The sequence below is a fragment of the Dialister sp. genome (assembly GCF_036343215.1).
Taxonomy (GTDB): Bacteria; Bacillota; Negativicutes; order Veillonellales; family Dialisteraceae; genus Dialister.
Map to the genome: position 1 here is coordinate 1 of NZ_JAZASU010000029.1, position 17,932 is coordinate 17,932.

The following is a 17,932-nucleotide window of genomic DNA, read 5'->3' on the forward strand; positions in this document are numbered from 1 at the left end:
CATACTGATCAATCGGCAGCAGAAATCGTAATGGGCGTATGCTTCTCGTGAGACATAGTAAGGTGCCGGGGTGGCTGATTGGTCGGATATTTCCATGACCTTTCGGTTGAGGAGGACTTATTCTTTTGTAAAAAATTGTGAAAAAATTTCACCGCGCGGTTAGCCGGAGTTTCTGAAAATCATCTGAATCCATCCCTCCGCCGGTTCGATCGATTTTGTACATCCGGGTGATGAGGGATTTCTTCAGGGGCCCTTTCATTCGCTCCACTGGTATAGTAGCAAAAAACGCGATTTGTATCATTAGAAATTTATTAAACTTTTACTGCGTGTATTTGATGGAATTTTGCATCTTCGAAAACTTTTGAATCGGGAATGGTCGGGGATCTCGGGGCGGTGGCGGCCTCCTCCATTGATCATTATGAACTGATACCTGATAACTTGATTATTTCCGGTCATTCCACCTGTTGTGACATTATTGTACGGCCCTTCGCAGAGGGGTACCTTGTGGCGATATATTCTTTAGATTATAATATAAGAAATTAGCAATGTTAACTGGACCGCTGCGTGAAATTTACGAGAGGCCCGGTTCCGGCGGGAACTTTCTTTCATCTTCATGGCTGTCAATTCATGGGAATTGAAACTATTTTTTCAAAGGGGGACAATTTTTTTATGGAATCCACATTTTTCCCACATTTCACCATTGGCACAGATGCTTACGACAAAGTGCCCGAAATCTGCGGTGATTACGGCAAAACCGCAGTCATCATCGGCGGCAGTAAATCGAGAGCGGCCGCAGAACCGCTGATTCGGAAAGTATGCGAAGGGCACATTGAAATCCTGGGCTCTTTCCTGTACGGTGATGATGCGACTTTTGAAAATGCAGAAGCCCTGACAAAAATTCCGGAAGTACAGAAAGCGGATATGGTCTTTGCTGTCGGCGGCGGACGGGCCACCGATACCACCAAGTGGGCCTGCCATCTCATGCATAAACCGATTTTCACATTCCCCACTCTCGCATCGAACTGTGCATCTGTTACTGCAGTCTGCGTGATTTATAATCCGGACCACTCTTTCCGCTGCACCATTTATCGTGACAGAAATCCCTATCATACCTTCATCAATACGGAAATCATCGCCCATTCTCCGAGAGAATATTTCTGGGCCGGCCTCGGCGATGCGCTGGCAAAACAGTATGAAGTGCCTTTCTGCGCAAGGGGACGGAACCTGAACTGGGTCCAGGAAGCCGGGGTCGCCAATGCGCAGAATGTGGCCAAAGGGATTTTGAAATACGGAAAAGAAGCCCTGGAATCGGTAGACAGACATGAGGTCAATTTTGCCCTGGAACAGGCATCCCTGGCCATTATCCTGGCTCCCGGCATGGCTTCCGTCTGCGTGGAAGATGATCTTGATTCCAGCTTGGCCCATGCGATTTACAATGCCCAGACAAGGACGCCTCATAAAGGAAAACATCTCCATGGCGCCGTGGTGAACTATGGCCTCCAGGTCCTGCTGGATCTGGACGGACAGATTGAAGAAAGGGATAAGATTCGTGCTTTTGCTCTTTCCATCAATCTGCCTCACTGCCTCGAAGACATCGGCATCGATCCGGCCCATCCGGAAGAACTGATTCAGAACTGCCTCCATACGAAGGATATGAAGGTAAAGCCCTATGACATCACCTATGATATGGTGTACCGGTCTGTCATGAATATCGAGGAACTGAACCGGCAGGGGAAATGAGCCGTTAGCAGTTAGCCGTTAGTAGTTAGTTTTTAGAAATAAAGAACCGGTTGTGCGCACAATCGGTTCTTTTTGTATGGGAAAACGGATTTCGGACTGCGGATTTGGGATTTCGGGAAGGTGTCGGCGCTGATGCGCCGACATTTTTATATGGGGATTTTGCACAGGCGGGGTAAAAAACCGCAGAAATCGAAATGAGGCTGACTGCCAAAAGGTACAAGGCACAAATGGGGGAAATCGGAAAAAGCGAGCTCCCCGAAGTGCGGGGAGCTCCGCGAATGCGGTGAGGGGATGTCAAGCAGGTACAAGACGGTCATGACTATGAAGATACTCGGAGCCGGGTTCGGCACATGGCACAAATGAGGCTGACGACCAAAACAAATCCGGCACAGATGAGGAAATAGATAGCCCCACACCCTCCCCGAAGTCCGGGGAGGTCCCGGAGCGAAGCGGAGGGGAAGGGGCTGTACGATCGTACATGTCGAAAATGAGCTGAAAGGCACATGCATCCCCGGGGGGCTCCGTGAAGAAGTGAGGGGCAGTCTGATGCCTGATAGGGAAAACGTACAAGTCACATACGAGGCTGACAGCCAGAAGGTTCCCGGCAGAAATGAGGAGGGCCGTGCTATGAAGAAAGATTCTATTTCCATATTTGCCGGGGAAATGATTACCATGAATAGAGAAGCTGGAGAAATATTTCCAAATCCCCCCTTTACAAAAGAGAATGGCGGGGTTATACTATTTCCAACTAGAAATTTTGAATAAACTTCACACATTGCATAGACAATGAACGGAAGGAAGCGGAAGGATTTCCTCGCAGAGAGCTGCCGTATGGTGAAAGGCAGCAGGATAGGTTCGCAGCGTAGTCCGTGAGTCTCGTATCTGAATGAAGTAGGATATGACGGGTGGCATCGTTAATGGCCTTTGAGTACAGTGCGAGGTGGTACCGCGTAGAAATATACGCCCTGGTTGATTGATATCAATCAGGGCGTTTTTTGCAGGCTGGGAGAAAGGTACCGTTCAAAATCAGTAAATTGTCCAATCAGAAGGGAGAAAATGATTATGGGTATGTTCAAGCGTAGTTACAAGGTAATTTCAGCAGGTCTGGCAGCCCTTGCCATTGCAGGTATGATGTCCGGCTGCGGTATGTCCGGCGGCGGAGAAAAGAAAGCCGCTGCTTCCGGGAACGGTCAGAAAGTCGAACTGAAAATGGCTTATCAGCTCCCTGCAGAACACCATCTGTCCAAGAGCGTCGAAAAATTTGCCAAACTGGTCCAGGAACGGTCCAAAGGTTCCATTGAAATCAAAATGTACCCCGCCGGCCAGCTCTATAACGACAGCAATATGAATGATGCCCTCATGAGCGGAGGCCTGGATATCGGCATGAATTCCATTGCCCGCTGGTCCATGGTGGTTCCGTCCCTGAAAGTCCTGGATATGCCATTCGTTCTCACTTCCTATGAAGCCACTGATAATGCGCTGGACGGGGATCTGGGCAAGGCACTGGATCAGGAAATGGAAAAGAAAGGCGTTCATCCGCTGATCTGGGCAGACTATGGATACGTACAGTTCTGCAACAATGTGAAGAAAATCGAAAAACCGGAAGATTTCAAGGGCATGAAGATTCGTTCCTACTCTGAAACTTCTGCCGATATCATCCAGGCCCTGGGCGCATCTCCGACCACCATGTCTTCTTCTGAAGTTTACATGGCCATCAAAAACGGCACCATCGATGGACAGTCCTCCGGCCAGACCGCTATCCTTTCCAGAAAGATTTATGAAGTAGCCAAGTACCTCACCGTCACCAACCATTCCTACGTGGAATTCCTGGTGGCCATGAATGACAATTCCTGGAAGAAACTGTCCCCGGACCAGCAGAAGATCATCACCGATACGGCCAATGAAATCCGTGATGAAATCCGCAAGGAAACCAAGGGTGAAGATGAACGGTGCCTGAAAGAACTCGCTGCCAAAGGCATGGATGTATACCAGATTCCAAAGGATGAAATCCACCTCTGGCAGGAAGCCACTGCTCCTGTTGTAGCGAAGTTCGAAAAAGAACAGGGCGATTTCGGCAAACGCCTCGTAGACGACTGCCTCAAAGCCAGCGCGGCAGCAAAGTAAGTCTGCCGGAAAGCTGACTTGCTATTCATGATGGATAACTGTAAGTAAAAAGTTATCAGTTCATAGTTATCAGAATCCCAATCCGTCGTTGATAGCTGAAGGATGAAGTTAATGGCTAATGGGTAATAGCTCATAGCTTTTCACGAAATGTGAAATCGCCATTAGCTATTAGCTTTTGAAACAGTTTCCGGTAATGATTGGGATGACTGATAACTGATAACTGAGAACTGAGAACTATTAACTTAAGAAACAGTTTTTCATCCTGTATTTCCATCAAAGTTTAACTCACAAAGGAGGGCTGTCCTGTGCGTTCCGTTTATCAAATGTATGATCATGTGCTTGGTTTTGTCACCAATATGGCCGCTGCCATCGCAGGGCTTGCTATTTTACTGACAGCCTTCATGATCTGCTATGAAATCATTGCCCGCAGTCTCCTCCATAGCCCTACCGTCTGGGTTATGGAAATTTCCACCTATCTTCTGGTACTGGCCGGATTTTTCGGCATGGCCTTTACCATGAGGAAAAACGGCCACATCTGCGTGGATTTCCTCTTTGAGAGATTCCCGAGAAATGTTCGCCGGGGCCTTGATATCCTTACCTCTCTTCTTTCCCTTTTCGTCATGTATGTATGCATGACCGAATCCACAAACTACATGTTTATGAGTATGGAAAAAGGCATCGTTTCGCCATCCCTTCTCCGTGTACCCATGTGGATTCCCCAGACTTTCATGGTGTTCGGTTTCGTCCTTCTTTTTCTGGAAATACTGAACCACCTGCTGGGAGATTTCTTTGCGCAGGGAAAGGAGGGGAAATAAATGGTACTGGCAGGTTTTGCACTCTTTATCATTATCCTTCTTGTCATCGGTATGCCGGTCGCTTTTACCCTGTCCCTGGCAGGAATCCTGGGTATCATCCAGTTCGTGGATATGTCCACCCTTTCCCAGGTACCGGTCATCGCTTTCAAAACCCTGAATTCCTACGTCCTCACTTCTGTCCCTCTGTATATCCTGATGAGCCAGATCATGCTCACCGGTAAAGTGGGAAGCGGACTTTTCGATCTGGGCAGCAAATGGATGGGCCACCTCCCCGGAGGCCTTGGGATTGCCACCATTTTTGCCTGTGCCGTTTTTGCAGCTATTTCCGGATCTTCTGTAGCTACAGCAGTTACAATCGGGGCGATGGCCATTCCGGAAATGCTGAAACGGGGATATGACAGAAAAGTCGTCCTGGGATCCGTTGCAGCCGGCGGGACTCTGGGAATCCTGATTCCCCCGTCCATTCCTATGATTCTTTACGGTACCATTACCGATGAATCAGTAGGCAAACTTTTTATGTCCGGCGTCGTACCGGGAGCCCTTCTGACCATCCTTTTCGTGGCCTACATCATTTTCGAATCCTGGAATAAACCGAGGGAAGCCAGGTCTCCCATGGATGTAAAGATGAAATCCCTGAAAGAAAATTTCTGGGGGCTCCTCCTTCCGGTTATCATCATCGGCGGCATTTATACCGGCGTATTTACTCCGACGGAAGCTGCTGCGGTAGGTACGGTGTATGCCCTGATTATTACATTTTTCATCTACCGGACCATTACCCTGGGGGATATGCCGGAAATTCTCCGCTCCACCATCAAGACATCCTGCATGATTTTTGCCATTATGGTGGGAGCCATGCTTTTCGGTTATATCCTGACCGTTCTCCAGGTACCGCAGGCCCTGATGGCCCTTGTTACTGAAGGGGGATACAATAAATGGATCGTCCTTCTGGGAATCAATATCGTCCTTCTTATTCTGGGCTGCGTACTGGAAACCGTTTCCATCATTCTCATCACCCTGCCTATGCTTTACCCGGTCATCAAAGCCCTTGGTTTTGATCCCATCTGGTTCAATGTAGTTCTCCTGATCAATATGGAACTGGCCCTCATTACGCCTCCGGTCGGTATGAATCTTTTCGTTATCAAAGGAATCAGCGAAGACAGCTCCATCCAGGATATCATTTCCGGAGCCGCTCCCTTTGCAGTCATTATGATTCTGGAAATCATCCTCCTCTGCTTTGCCCCCGGCCTTGCTACCTGGCTCCCGTCGATACTTAAGTAAGCGGGAAGCTGATTGACAATTTCCTGCGGGATAACCTCAGAAAGAAAGTTGGCAGTTCTCAGTTCGCAGAAATCATACATTCCGGTGAACGGACAAATAAAAAGATAATGGTTAGTCCTGCAAACGATTAACCATTATCTTTTTTGATTTTAGTCAGTGGAAAAGAATGGGACTCTGATCACTGCGAACTGATAACTGATAACTTATTATCACTGGTACAGCATAAATACAGTCTTAGCTTTTCTGACTATCAAGCTCCTCATAGGCTTTCCGATTCTTTTTCATGAGTTTCCCGGAAATGGACAGAACGTCTTCATCAGAAGCTGTTTCATTTTCATTGACAGTATCAAAATTAATAATCAGGTAACGAGGCTTGTTGTTTTTCAAAATGACAGCAGAGCCTTTTTCATCCACCAGACGGGCTACTCTCGAGAAATTTTGGTTTGCTTCCGTAATGGAAATCAGTGTACTGGTATCAACGTTCATTACTATCGCCTCCTGAAATCATTATACTATTAAAAATAGGATAATTTCAACCTATTTATGATTTCAGCTTTTGAAAAGGAACAGGATTCTGATTACTGCGAACTGATAACTGAGAACTTTGGAATCAAGATTTTCAACGAACTGTGAGAACTCATCGCTACATCCCCTTGCCTTTTCGTGTTATAATTCAACCAGGAAGAGTCACAGGCGTGTGATGGCGTCAGGCTCATCTGCCCAAGTAGCAGAAAGGCCCAACGTGGATGAAGTATTGTCGGATACTTCATAAGTCTACGTCGGGTCTTTCGCGTTTATGTAGAAATAACAGAAGTTACTTTTTCGTGATTAATGCCACGAGTGCACCAAACGAAATCATAAGCGCTAAGGCTTCATAGACTGTCATGGTTTCACTTCCTTTGGCAAGGAGATGAGCCCGACTCACGTCGAGGATTCTTGCTTAGTATACATATCAAATATATGTGCACAATAAAATCCCGGCATCCGATGATATTGGGATTTCTTCATTGTTTCACTTGCTTTGGAATGGTATAATCTAAATAGGAAGAGCCCTCAGCGTGTGAAGGCGCCAGGCTCATCTACTGGTAGTCGAAGAGTCTGGCGTGGATGAAGTATTTGCAGATACTTCATGAGTCTACGCCAGACTTTTCACATGATACACTATAGAAATATCTTTAGTTACTTTTTCATAATCAGTGCGACAAGCGCGCCAAATGAAATCATCAATGTGATTGCTTCATAGACACTCATGGTCCCACCTCCATTTCATGGAGATGAACCAGGCTCACGCTGAGAGCTCAGATTCAGTATAGCATGCCAAACAAATGTGCACAACAAATTGGATGGATTCATCAGCAGCATTTGATTATTCCGTTGAATAGACAAATAAAAAGATAATGGTCAATGGTTCTTAGAACGATTAATCATTATCTTTTTTATTTGCAGTTATTGGAGAAGTATGGAACTTCTGCGAACTGATAACTGATAACTGAGAACTTTTTCAGAGTACCTTTTCAGTAGCAAGTCCTTTTTTGCTTTCAGCCAGCTTTTTCCCTTCCAGACGTAGAAGGATTTCCTTATTATCAAGGCCTGCCCCGAAGCCGGTGAGAGTCCGATTCTTGCCGATGACCCGATGGCAGGGGATGATGATCAGAATGTGATTATTGTGAGCTGCGCCGCCTGCGGCCCGGGAACCTTTCGGGTTTCCTGCTTTGGCCGCCACTTCGCCATAGGTCAGGGTCTTTCCATAGGGGATGGTTTCGAGGATTTTCCATACCCTTTTCTGGTAATCCGTGCCCAGAGGGTCCAGGGGCAGGTCAAAAGATTTCCTCCGACCCGCGAAATACTCGGAAAGTTCCTCCCGGCATCGGCGGACGAGGTCATTTTCATTGGATTCGGCACGTTTTTCACACCGTTCCACCCGGCGGAGGCCTTTTTGTGTGGCCCATATTTCCAGAAGGCCGATGGGGGAATCCATATAGCCTTTGTAAATCATTTCATTTTCCATAGATACCTCAGAGAATGGAGAGACTGTGGGGCCCTTTCCAGGGCTTTCCCGTCAGAAGAAAGCGGATGGCTTCCTCCAGCCGTTCCGCGCCATAGACGAAATGGTTTCCCTGGTTTGACTGGTAAATGGTCTCGATGCCCCGCTTTGTGAAAAGTTCGCGGATCGCAAGGGTTGCCGTTTCCACCCTCGCCATGCGGGGGTTCTTTGTCTTCTTTTCCCTGTTTCCAAGGGAAAGATAGACCCGCCTGACCGTATCCGAAAGAGGATGGGTCTCAAGATAACCGGTAAAATCATCGTACCAGAGGGCGCCCGAAATGGAAGCAAGGGCGTCGAAATCATCGCTTTTCGTTCCCCCGTAGAGGGCAAAAAGTCCGGACATGGAAATCCCGGCCAGAATCCGCTTTTTGACCGGACTTTCGAGAAGTCCTTCCACTTTTGGAAATACCGTTTCTTCCAGCAGTTTCAGGAAATCATCAGCTTTTCCCGAAAAATCCTCCTCCTGCCGGAAAACTTTCGGCGCCGGCCAGGGAGAAAGGTCCCGGTTCCAGTCCATCCCATCGATAAAAGCAAGAAGGAGGGGAAATTCCTCTGTAAGATGAGCGGTCTCCATGACTTCTGTCACAGGGATTGGGATGTAAATGACAGTCTCTGCCTTTTTATTTCCAAAAACGGAGACAGTGACGTGACCGGCGGTAAAGGTGGCAAGTGGATTCATATTATTTCCCCTGGAAATCCGGTTTTCTCTTTTCAAGGAATGCGGTGATGCCTTCCTTGAAATCTTCGGACCCCGAGCACTGGGCGAGGTAGACTGCCTCATCCTTCATATATTCTTCAAAGCCTTTGTAGAGAGAAACGAACATGAGCTTTTTCATATTTCTATAGGCGAGGAGCGGTCCCTGGGTCAGCTTTTCCGCAAAGGCATAGACTGTGGGCAGAAGGTTTTCTTTCGTCGTCACTTCTTTGACAAGACCAATGGAAAGAGCTTCATCGGCTTTTACGGCACGGCCTGTCACAAAGAGGTCAAAAGCCCGATGGCTGCCGATGATTCTTGGCAGGAAATAGACGCCGCCCGTATCGGGGCAGAGCGCGATGCCTACGAAAGCCTGCAGGAATTTTGCATTGTCCGAGCAGTATACGAAATCACAGGCAAAAGCCAGATTGGCCGCTCCACCTGCGCAGGCTCCGGCTACGGCGCAGATGATGATTTTTGACATCTTCTTCATATAAAGAACGATTTCAGAAAGCTTTCCTGCCAGAGGAGCCATGGATTTTTCGGAAAAGTCCGGTTCATCGCAGTGTGCCTTCATATAGCGGATATCGCCGCCTGCAGAAAAAGCCCGCCCCGCACCGGTTAAAACCAGGACTTTGACTTCCGGATTGGATTCGGCAGACTTCAAAGCATCTTCCAGTTCCAATGCCATATTCATGTCCAGCGCATTCAAAGTGGGAGCATAATCGAGGGTAATCGTCTCAATTCCCTTTTCAATAACCGTGTGAATCATCTTGTAAGCCATGACAAACCTCCTCCATGAAAATCAGACTTTGGATTCGTTAATTTAATTATAACATTTCTCAGCTCTGTCAGGTGAAAAGGAAACCATAAGTCCATAGACTTTTGAATCGGGGCTGCCGGGAAGGCGGCGGCCCGGGGCCGCAGTTTTTTCCCGGTTCTCACAGGGACGGGGAACGGTTTTCCTTCATGGATGGCAGGTTGAAGTGAATTTGCCGGGGGAGTACGCAGGGCAGAACTGCGGCCGACTGATGAAATGGGCTCGGGATCCGTGAGGAAACCGGCAGTCGGGAAACTGTGCGGGAACCCCGATACGGGAAAACGGGCCATGAACAACGAATCCCATCTTTCCTGACTATTCTCTCCATGAATCATATATATGAGCTAAATGCATGGAACCGTCGAATCTCTATGCGGAAACGATATTTCCAATTTCAGGAGCTGTATGGTATCCTTAAACACATCGACGCTCACTTAGAGCGTACTATATTTCGAGAGAGAGGTATTTTTATGGAATTAGCATTGGGGTTTGTGGTCCTGATCGTGTGCCTGTTCCTGGGCATCAAACATGGCGGGATCGGGCTGGCCGTGATTTCCGGTATCGGCCTTATGATTTACACGTTTATTTTTCATTTCAAACCGGGTACTCCGCCTATCGGCGTCATGCTGACAATCCTTGCCGTCGTGACCTGTGCAGGATTTTTACAGACTTCCGGCGGACTTACGGTTATGCTGAAACAGGCGGAAAAGTTCCTGCGCAACAATCCGAAGCACATTACCATTCTGGCTCCGGTAACCACCTGGTTCCTTACCGTTCTCTGCGGGACCGGACATGTGGTTTACACCATGTTCCCTATTATTTATGATATTTCCATCAAACAGAATATCCGCCCTGAACGGCCGATGGCTGTTTCTTCTATCGCTTCCCAGATGGGGATTTCCGCATCTCCTGTTTCCGTAGCTGTCGTTTCCATCGTAGGTTTCATGGCAGCCCAGGGGTATTCCTACTCCCTCCTCCAGATTCTGGCCGTATCTCTTCCGGCTACCCTGATCGGTGTCCTCTGTGCGGCTCTTGTCAGCTATCGCCGCGGAAAAGATCTGTCCGAAGATCCGGCTTTCCAGAAAATGATCAAAGATCCCGAGCAGCGGGACTATGTGTACGGCGAAAAGGAATCCCTCCAGGGTCAGGAACTGCCTTCTTCCTACTATCATGCCACCATCATTTTCCTGCTGGGCATTATTTCCATCGCCATTCTCGGCAATTTCCCGGACCTGCTTCCCCACTTCCCGAATGCTAAAGGCGTGATGAAAGCCATTTCCATGACTACGGTCATCCAGATGGTCATGCTTTTTGTTTCCGCCATCATTCTTTTTGTCTGCAGAATCAAGGCGAAAGACGTGGGAAACAGCCAGGTTTTCCGCGCCGGCATCGTAGCCCTTGTTTCCGTATACGGTGTAGCCTGGATGGCCGATACCTACTTTGCTTCCCAGATGGCTTTCCTGAAATCCTTCCTGGGCAGTGTAGTCACCACCCATCCCTGGGCCTATGCGCTGGTCCTTTTCTTCACTTCCAAACTGGTCAATTCCCAGGGAGCTGCCGTAGCCATTGTTATGCCTATGGCATTAAAACTGGGTATGGATCCGGTCATGGTTTTGTCCTTCATTCCGGCCTGCTACGGCTATTTCTTCCTGCCCACCTATCCGTCGGATCTCGCCTGCATCGGTTTTGACCGCTCCGGAACGACAAGAATCGGAAGATTCGTCCTCAATCACTCCTTCATGCTGCCCGGCCTGACCGGCGTAGTCTGTGCCTGCATCGCAGGATTTGTGATTGCCCACGTGCTGTACTGAGTGTCAATCTGTACAGAAAACACTTTGCGTTAAAAGTGATCTGTTCCTATGCTTGCGGCGCCCTTTGAAACAGGGGCGCCTTTTTGATTGCGGGAAACCGGGGGAAAAATCAGATTCCGGCGGCCCGGGATTCCCTGGCATGGAGCGGCTGAAAACGAATTTTTCCCACGACAAAAAGCCGCAGGAGAGTCTGGCTGTCCCCTTGCGGCTTTTGGGTCCGGTTTCCCGGGCCGGTCGTTTTCATTTTCTCTATTTTTACGATTTGTACATGGTACCATATAGCCGAGCTTTCGATAAGGCCCTTCCGCTTTCTCTGAGATTGGCTGCCGTGGCGGAAGCTTATGGTCTTTTCCCTTGCTCATCGGTATAGTAGCAGAAAAGCCGATTTGTATCAGAAAATTTCTTATAAAACTTTTCTATGGAAATAGAAGAGCCTGTTCATAGGGTATCGCCCTCACCGGTATGCCCAGCAGTCCCCATTACAGACGAAATCCCCGTTTTTTCACGTAAATAAAGGCAGCCATGCAGAGCAGAATCTGTATAAATGTGGAACAGGGCGTGGCGAGGCCTATATGGAAAAGTCTTGGCGGTATTTCGAGACTCATGAGCCAGGAAACAGGGACGCGGACAAGCATGGAACCCACAATGCCCTGGATCATGACGAATCTGGTAAATCCGATGCCGTTGAAAAAACCGATGGAGGAAAAAAGAATGGACGTCAGAAGGCAGTCGATGGCATAGGCTTTGAGATAATCGGCGGCTCCTGCAATGACGCTGGGATTGTTTGTAAAGATACCCGTCAGGATTTCCCCGTGGAAGAAGGAAATATAAAAGACGAAAATTCCGGCGCCGAGGGCCAGGGTGATGGAATTCCGGAGAGTCCGCAGGGCCCGGTCATATTTTTCTGCTCCCACATTCTGGGCCACGAAGGCAGAAGTGGACTGGGCAAAAGCGCCCGGAATGAGCATGATAAAACGGCAGACCGATTCGGCTACCCCGATGGATGCGGAAGCCAGGAGGCCCAGGCTGTTTACAATCACCATGATGAGAAGGAAAGAAAGGGAAACGAGGATATCCTGCAGTGTGAGCGGCAGGCCGAGACGGAGCAGCCGTTTCGTGATTTCCGGTGAAAAGCGGATATAGCTTACTTTGAAAGGGAAAGGAAGAGAAATATTTCTGATAAAAAGCAGGGAAAAGAGGACCGAGGCGGTCTGGGAAATAATGGTGGCCCAGGCAGCTCCGGGAGCTCCCATTTCAAAAACAGCCACAAATAATAGGTCCAGAAAGACATTGAAAATGGAAGCGATGATGACTGCAAGGAGAGGCGTCCGTGAATCTCCGATTCCGCGGAAAATGGAACCGATGAGATTGTAGGAAATAATGGCTGTCATGCCAAGGCCGCAGATCCGGATGTAGGAAACGGTCTGGGAGAAAGCTTCCTGTGGCGCATTCATGAAGCGGGCCAGAAAGGGCGCTCCCGGAATGAGGATTCCCGTAAGGACAAGCCCCAGGGCAAGGCAGAGAAAAATACCGCTTCCTACGATTTTTCCGCCTTCCTCGTTTTTACGCGCCCCCAGCGCCTGTCCCAGAAGAATGGTGATACTGATGGCAAAAGACATCATCATCATCATAAAAGTCATAGTGACCTGATTTCCCGTAGCTACCCCGGAAAGATCAGGCGCCGAGGCAAATCGTCCCACAATGGCCATATCCGCGGCACCATAAAAAGACTGGATGAACATGGCACCCATAATCGGCAGCGCAAAGCGGATAAAAGGACCCACAATGGGACCTTCCGTAAAGTCATGGGATGTGGCCTTCGGCATGGTTTCTCCTTCCTTATTATATATACATATATATTGTAGTGGAGAGGCGGGGGCAGAGTCAATCGGGCAGAGGGGAGGTGATCTTACGGGAGGCAGACTTTGGCCGCCCCTTTCGCTGTCCGATTTTTGAAACTGTACTTCTATACCGCGGAGAGAAAATGAAGAAGCAGGGAAAGGGCAGTACTCGACGAAAGGGGAGGAATGTATTACAATAATTTAAGAATGATTCATCAATATTTCTATGATATATTTTCATATGCGGGCGGGATGGAGCTCAAAAGCATGGCGGAAAAAAGGAAAAAACTGATTGATGGATTTCCGGGCGGTGTGTGTTTCATAGCAGGGGATGATTCGGAAAGGATTATTTCTGTGAATGATGAACTGGCCTCTTTTTTTCACTGCTCTTCGACGGAGGAATTTCTGGACCTGGTCCATGGTGTGTACAGGGGGATGGTGAATCCTTCCGCTTATGAACCCCTCTCCCGGGTCTATGGAAGACTCCTGGCGGCGGGGAAGAAAGAGTATGAATTTTTCCGGATTCCCGTGCATACGGAAAACGGACTGACCGGGACCCTGAAAGCCATCATCTGTCCGAAGGAAGATCAAAATCTGGGGCCCCTGTGGGCACTTTATATCATCGACAGCACGCTTCAGGAAGAAACGATGCGCCTGGATCCGCTGACAGGACTCATGTGGCGCTTCCCTTTTTACGAGAGAATCGGAGATTTGCTGAAGAAAGGGGAGCTCTGTCTTCGTGAAAATGTGGCCATCTACCTGAATCTCACCAATTTCAAGGTGTTCAATGCGGCCCACGGCGTGAAGGCAGGGGATGAACTCCTTGCCCGGATGGCTTCCATCCTGAGGAAGCGCTTTCCCCATGCCCTGATTGCCCATATGGTGGCAGACAATTTCGCGATTTTTGCGCTTCGGGAAGGGGCTGAGGAAGCCATCCGTCAGTCGGCACGAGATTTGAAGGATTACGTGTCCGATCCTTCGATTACCCTGAAAGCCGGTCTTGTCTATGGCATGAGGTATCCGGAGGGTCCTGTGGAACCGGCCCGCATTTTCGATATGGCCCAGACGGCGGCAGATTCCATCAAGCGGAATGGGGAGCGGACCATGGCTTCCTATGATGATTCCATGGGAAAGCTTCTGGACGAGAGGGCTTATGTGCTGAACCATTTCGATGAAGCCATCGAAAAAGGATATATCAAAGTCTTCTATCAGCCCGTGGTCCGGACCCTGACGGGAAAACTCTGCAGCCTGGAGGCCCTGGCCCGGTGGGTAGACCCGGAAAAAGGCATGATTTATCCGAATGTTTTCATTCCCGTGCTGGAGGAATCAAAGCTCATTCACCGTCTGGACTGCTGTATCATCGAACAGGCGGCCAGGCATTTCCATTTCCTCCGGGAAAATCATCTTCCCCTGGTGCCCATATCTTTCAACCTGTCCCAGGTGGACTTTGACGTGATTGACCCCTTTTCCTATGTGGAATCGGTGGTGAAGAAATACAACCTGCCCAGAAGCCTTTTTCATGTGGAAGTGACGGAATCATCGCTCACCATGAGCGGGGCGAGGCTGAAACAGGAAATAGAACTTTTCCGTCAGGTAGGCTATCAGTGCTGGCTCGATGATTTCGGAAGCGGCTATTCCTCCCTGAATGTCCTTCAGGAATTCAATTTCGATGAACTGAAACTGGATATGGTTTTCCAGCGCCATTTCAATGAAAACAGCAAAAAAATCATGCGCTCCATCATCCTCATGGCGAAAAATCTTGGCATCCACACCCTGGCAGAAGGGGTAGAAACGGAAGAACAGCTGAATTATATGAAATCCCTGGGCTGTGAAAAAATCCAGGGGTACTACTTCGGGAAACCCATGGCTTATGAGGAATGCTATGAACATTGCAGGAAGCGGAATCTTCTGCCGGAAGATGACAGGGAAAGGGCCGTTTCCGAAAATGCGGACCTCATCAATCTCATCACCGATACGCCGGTGGCCGTTTTCCGGTATGACGGAAAAAAAGTGGAATTCCTCAACGCGAATGAAGCGTTCCTGAAGAACACGCCCGGGAAAGACCTGACCGAGACAAGCCTCCTTTTCTCCCGGGAAGCCCTTCACAATATCATCGAAAAAGCGGCAGAAAGCAGGCGAACGGAATCCCTTTCCTTCATGGCCGCAAACCAGTACATGCGGTGCGAAGTGAAAATCGTGGGCGCTGTGGATCATTGGTATGCCGGGGAAATGAAAGTATATAATATTTCCATGGACCGCCATGTGAAGGAAACGAGAAAAATGGACAACCTTTTCCGTAACCTTATGACCATGTACGGAGGCATTTATTTCTTCAACCGGAAGGAAAATGTGGTCCATGTCCTCTCCACAAGACTGGGTCTGTTCCATGCGGGAGAAACCCTTTTCTTTAACCGCTGGCTGAAAATCGAAGAATGTATCCATCCCGATGACCGGGAAAGGTTCCTCGCCTTCATCCGGCCCGGAGAAATGGCAAAATCGGCCATGAAATCCAGGTACCGCCAGGCCGTGGGCATGTTCCGTTTCCTGGAACCGGATGGAAGCATCATCTGGAAATCCATTGAAGCCATGCTCATCGGCACCGATGAAAGCGGAGATTTCCTCATCTGCATCAAACCGGTCTCTCTGGAAAGCATCGGAGACCGGGACCGGGTCTTCCCTCTCATGGCAGAATCCTTAGGCATCTCCCCGATGGAAAAGGGCAGAAAAGGAAGCGTCAGCAGGAGCGCCATCCTGCAGGCCCTGGAACAGTCGGAAGATATCCTCTTTTTCTATAAAGATAAAAAACGGCGGTTCCTGGGTGTGAGCCGGGCCTTCCTTTCCTGCTACGGTATAAAACGGGAGGACATCATCGGAAAGACGGATAATGAAATGGGCTGGCATGTCTCCGACGAACCGGTGGATGATATGGAAAAAAGGGTGCTTGAGAAAGGGATTTCTTCCATCCGGCAGCCGGTGAAATGCATCATCCGGGGCAAACTCCATCATCTGGAAGCCAGCAAATTCCCTCTCTATAAAAGAAATAAAATCGTGGGTCTCATGGGTTATTTCGTGGATCTGGATGCGGAAAGAGAGGCAGATGATCAGAACCGGCGGCTGGGACTCATCGATGAAGAAACCGGCCTCCTCTCCGGCCGGGGACTCTTTATGACAGGCCTTTCCTATTATGATCATTACAAACAAACCGGTGATGATTTCCTGGCCATTTCCGTCCACATTCCCGAATACAATGGGCTCGCCAGAGTTTATGGCAAAGAAGTGGGAAAGAAACTGACCGGAAAAATCTCAGCCATTCTCACTGCGGCCTGGCCGGGGCGGGGCATTCTGGCATACCTGGGCGGCGGCCGGTTTACCCTCTTCGTCAAAAAAGGAGACGAAAAAGAGGCGGCCTGCCGCATGACCGAAGCGGGCCGCAGGATAGAGGCCATTCACAGCATAGACGGGTGCTCCATGACCCTTTATTTCCACTATGCCCTGGCAAAAGGCAGCGAAGCGGAGACCCTGGACGGCCTCCTGAGACTCCTCACGGACCGGCTTGAAGAGAAAGAAAGAAAAACTTATGGAGAAACAGTCTATGAAGGAGACCGGATTCCCATTGCCAGGGAAGCTTTCGATGACTTTGAAGACAGCGTCAAAATCATCGATATGGATACCTATGAAATACTCTACATGAATCGTCGGGCCCTCGCCGCTGCCGGACTTTCGAAGGATTCTGACTATCGGGGAAAGAAATGCTATAAAACCCTCTTCGGCCATGAATCCCCCTGTTCCTTCTGTCCCTATACCAGGCTCAAGGATAAAAATTTCTATACCGCTTCCTTCCATAACCCCCGGGATGGGAAAAATTACCGCTGTCACCATGTCCTGGTTCCCTGGAAAGGGAGAAACGGCCATCTGGAAATAGAGGTGGACTGCGGGAAAGACAGGGACATGTAACAAAGGAAGAAGGCGCTCCAGCCGGGGCGCCTTTTGATGTGGGAAATTTTTTGGCGGGCCTTTGGCCCTCATCCGGCACGAGTTTTTAAAGCGAAAATAAAAGGAAACTGAAGAATGAGATGATTTTTGTGTCGGGAATTGTCGGGGTTAATTTCGGGGTTATCGGGAATCTCGGGAAGGTGGCGTCTTTCGGACGCAAATTTATATGGCCTTTGGCCCTTACGTGGTAGAATTTCGTTTAGTGCAGGAGGAATTGGGGATTAGGGGAGGTGGCGCGCAACAGAAAAAAGCGCACCCTTTTGTATATGAATTAGTACATATCGGTATGTATCGCCAGTACACTCCTTCCCCCGCCTCCGGCGGGAGTTTCCCCTCAAGGGGGCGGGGGAGAGCGCGGGCTATGGATCGTGCCATTAGTCATTAACCATTAACCCCTATGTACAGTTTTACGGATGAGATGGCAATTCAGCTTTGCAGGCCATCAGCTATCAGTCATTCCCCGTTAACCCCGGCCGGAATACCAGTATCCATTTTAAAGATTTTCCGAATATAAAAGTTTAATAAAATTCTAATGATACAAATCGCGATTTTTGCTACTATACCTGTGAAAGCAGCAAGAGCGAGGCCTCGGGCCGCGTTCCATTCCATCTGCCGAGCGCTCAAAAATTTAAGGCAGATCCGGAACAAGACCCACGTGCTCTGAAGGCTTTCAAATCCTCGAGGAAAAAATCGAGTTTCCAATTATTTTTACAAAAGAATAAACTCCCAACAAACGAGAAAAAAGATTCTTCGGACCCGCGCCCCCCGCAAC

The 17,932-nt window shown here is 48.9% G+C and carries 14 protein-coding genes; 7 read left to right on the plus strand and 7 right to left on the minus strand.

Annotated elements, in window-relative coordinates:
* Nucleotides 1-669: 669 nt before the first annotated feature.
* The 5 genes from VZT47_RS05920 to VZT47_RS05940 all read left to right on the plus strand — a co-directional run bounded on the left by VZT47_RS05920 (nt 670) and on the right by VZT47_RS05940 (nt 5,957).
* Nucleotides 670-1,740: an iron-containing alcohol dehydrogenase family protein gene (locus VZT47_RS05920; RefSeq protein WP_330224050.1), complete on the plus strand. Its 1,071-nt coding sequence runs from the start codon at nt 670-672 to the stop codon at nt 1,738-1,740.
* Nucleotides 1,741-2,286: 546 nt separating this feature from the next.
* Nucleotides 2,287-2,505 carry a hypothetical protein gene (locus VZT47_RS05925; RefSeq protein WP_330224051.1) on the plus strand — a complete coding sequence of 73 codons (219 nt, stop codon included), beginning with the start codon at nt 2,287-2,289 and terminating at the stop codon, nt 2,503-2,505.
* Nucleotides 2,506-2,796: 291 nt separating this feature from the next.
* The gene (locus VZT47_RS05930; RefSeq protein ID WP_330224052.1) at nt 2,797-3,864 is read left to right on the plus strand and encodes a TRAP transporter substrate-binding protein; all 1,068 of its coding nucleotides are present in this window, start codon (nt 2,797-2,799) and stop codon (nt 3,862-3,864) included.
* 305 nt (nt 3,865-4,169) lie between these two features.
* The gene (locus tag VZT47_RS05935) at nt 4,170-4,679 is read left to right on the plus strand and encodes a TRAP transporter small permease subunit (protein ID WP_330224053.1); all 510 of its coding nucleotides are present in this window, start codon (nt 4,170-4,172) and stop codon (nt 4,677-4,679) included.
* On the plus strand, nt 4,680-5,957 hold the full coding sequence (locus VZT47_RS05940) for a TRAP transporter large permease (RefSeq protein ID WP_330224054.1): 1,278 nt from the start codon (nt 4,680-4,682) through the stop codon (nt 5,955-5,957).
* Between the two features lie 234 nt (nt 5,958-6,191).
* Here the strand turns inward: VZT47_RS05940 and VZT47_RS05945 are convergent, their stop codons facing one another.
* From VZT47_RS05945 to VZT47_RS05960, 6 genes are all read right to left on the minus strand, one after another.
* On the minus strand, nt 6,192-6,443 hold the full coding sequence (locus VZT47_RS05945; RefSeq protein ID WP_330224055.1) for a type II toxin-antitoxin system Phd/YefM family antitoxin: 252 nt from the start codon (nt 6,441-6,443) through the stop codon (nt 6,192-6,194).
* Nucleotides 6,444-6,771: 328 nt separating this feature from the next.
* Nucleotides 6,772-6,843: a putative holin-like toxin gene (locus VZT47_RS10735; protein ID WP_442877425.1), complete on the minus strand. Its 72-nt coding sequence runs from the start codon at nt 6,841-6,843 to the stop codon at nt 6,772-6,774.
* A gap of 293 nt (nt 6,844-7,136) precedes the next feature.
* On the minus strand, nt 7,137-7,208 hold the full coding sequence (locus VZT47_RS10740; RefSeq protein ID WP_442877426.1) for a putative holin-like toxin: 72 nt from the start codon (nt 7,206-7,208) through the stop codon (nt 7,137-7,139).
* A gap of 250 nt (nt 7,209-7,458) precedes the next feature.
* Nucleotides 7,459-7,965 carry a methylated-DNA--[protein]-cysteine S-methyltransferase gene (locus VZT47_RS05950; RefSeq protein ID WP_330224056.1) on the minus strand — a complete coding sequence of 169 codons (507 nt, stop codon included), beginning with the start codon at nt 7,963-7,965 and terminating at the stop codon, nt 7,459-7,461.
* A 7-nt stretch (nt 7,966-7,972) separates the two neighbouring features.
* A complete protein-coding gene (locus VZT47_RS05955) occupies nt 7,973-8,680 on the minus strand; it encodes an alpha/beta hydrolase (protein WP_330224057.1) in 708 nt (235 codons plus the stop codon).
* Nucleotide 8,681: 1 nt separating this feature from the next.
* Complete coding sequence (locus VZT47_RS05960) at nt 8,682-9,479, minus strand: enoyl-CoA hydratase/isomerase family protein (RefSeq protein WP_330224058.1); 798 nt, start codon at nt 9,477-9,479, stop codon at nt 8,682-8,684.
* A 506-nt stretch (nt 9,480-9,985) separates the two neighbouring features.
* Between VZT47_RS05960 and VZT47_RS05965 the strand changes: the two genes are divergently transcribed.
* Nucleotides 9,986-11,326, plus strand: a complete 1,341-nt coding sequence (locus tag VZT47_RS05965) for an anaerobic C4-dicarboxylate transporter (RefSeq protein WP_330224059.1) — start codon at nt 9,986-9,988, stop codon at nt 11,324-11,326.
* Nucleotides 11,327-11,805: 479 nt separating this feature from the next.
* On the opposite strand, the gene VZT47_RS05970 is transcribed toward VZT47_RS05965, so the two are convergent.
* Nucleotides 11,806-13,152, minus strand: coding sequence for an MATE family efflux transporter (locus VZT47_RS05970; protein WP_330224060.1), 1,347 nt, complete (start codon nt 13,150-13,152; stop codon nt 11,806-11,808).
* Nucleotides 13,153-13,434: 282 nt separating this feature from the next.
* Here VZT47_RS05970 and VZT47_RS05975 point away from each other — a divergent pair, with 282 nt between their 5' ends.
* Entirely contained in the window at nt 13,435-17,121 is a 3,687-nt protein-coding gene (locus VZT47_RS05975) for an EAL domain-containing protein (RefSeq protein WP_330224061.1), read from the plus strand.
* Nucleotides 17,122-17,932: the final 811 nt, after the last annotated feature.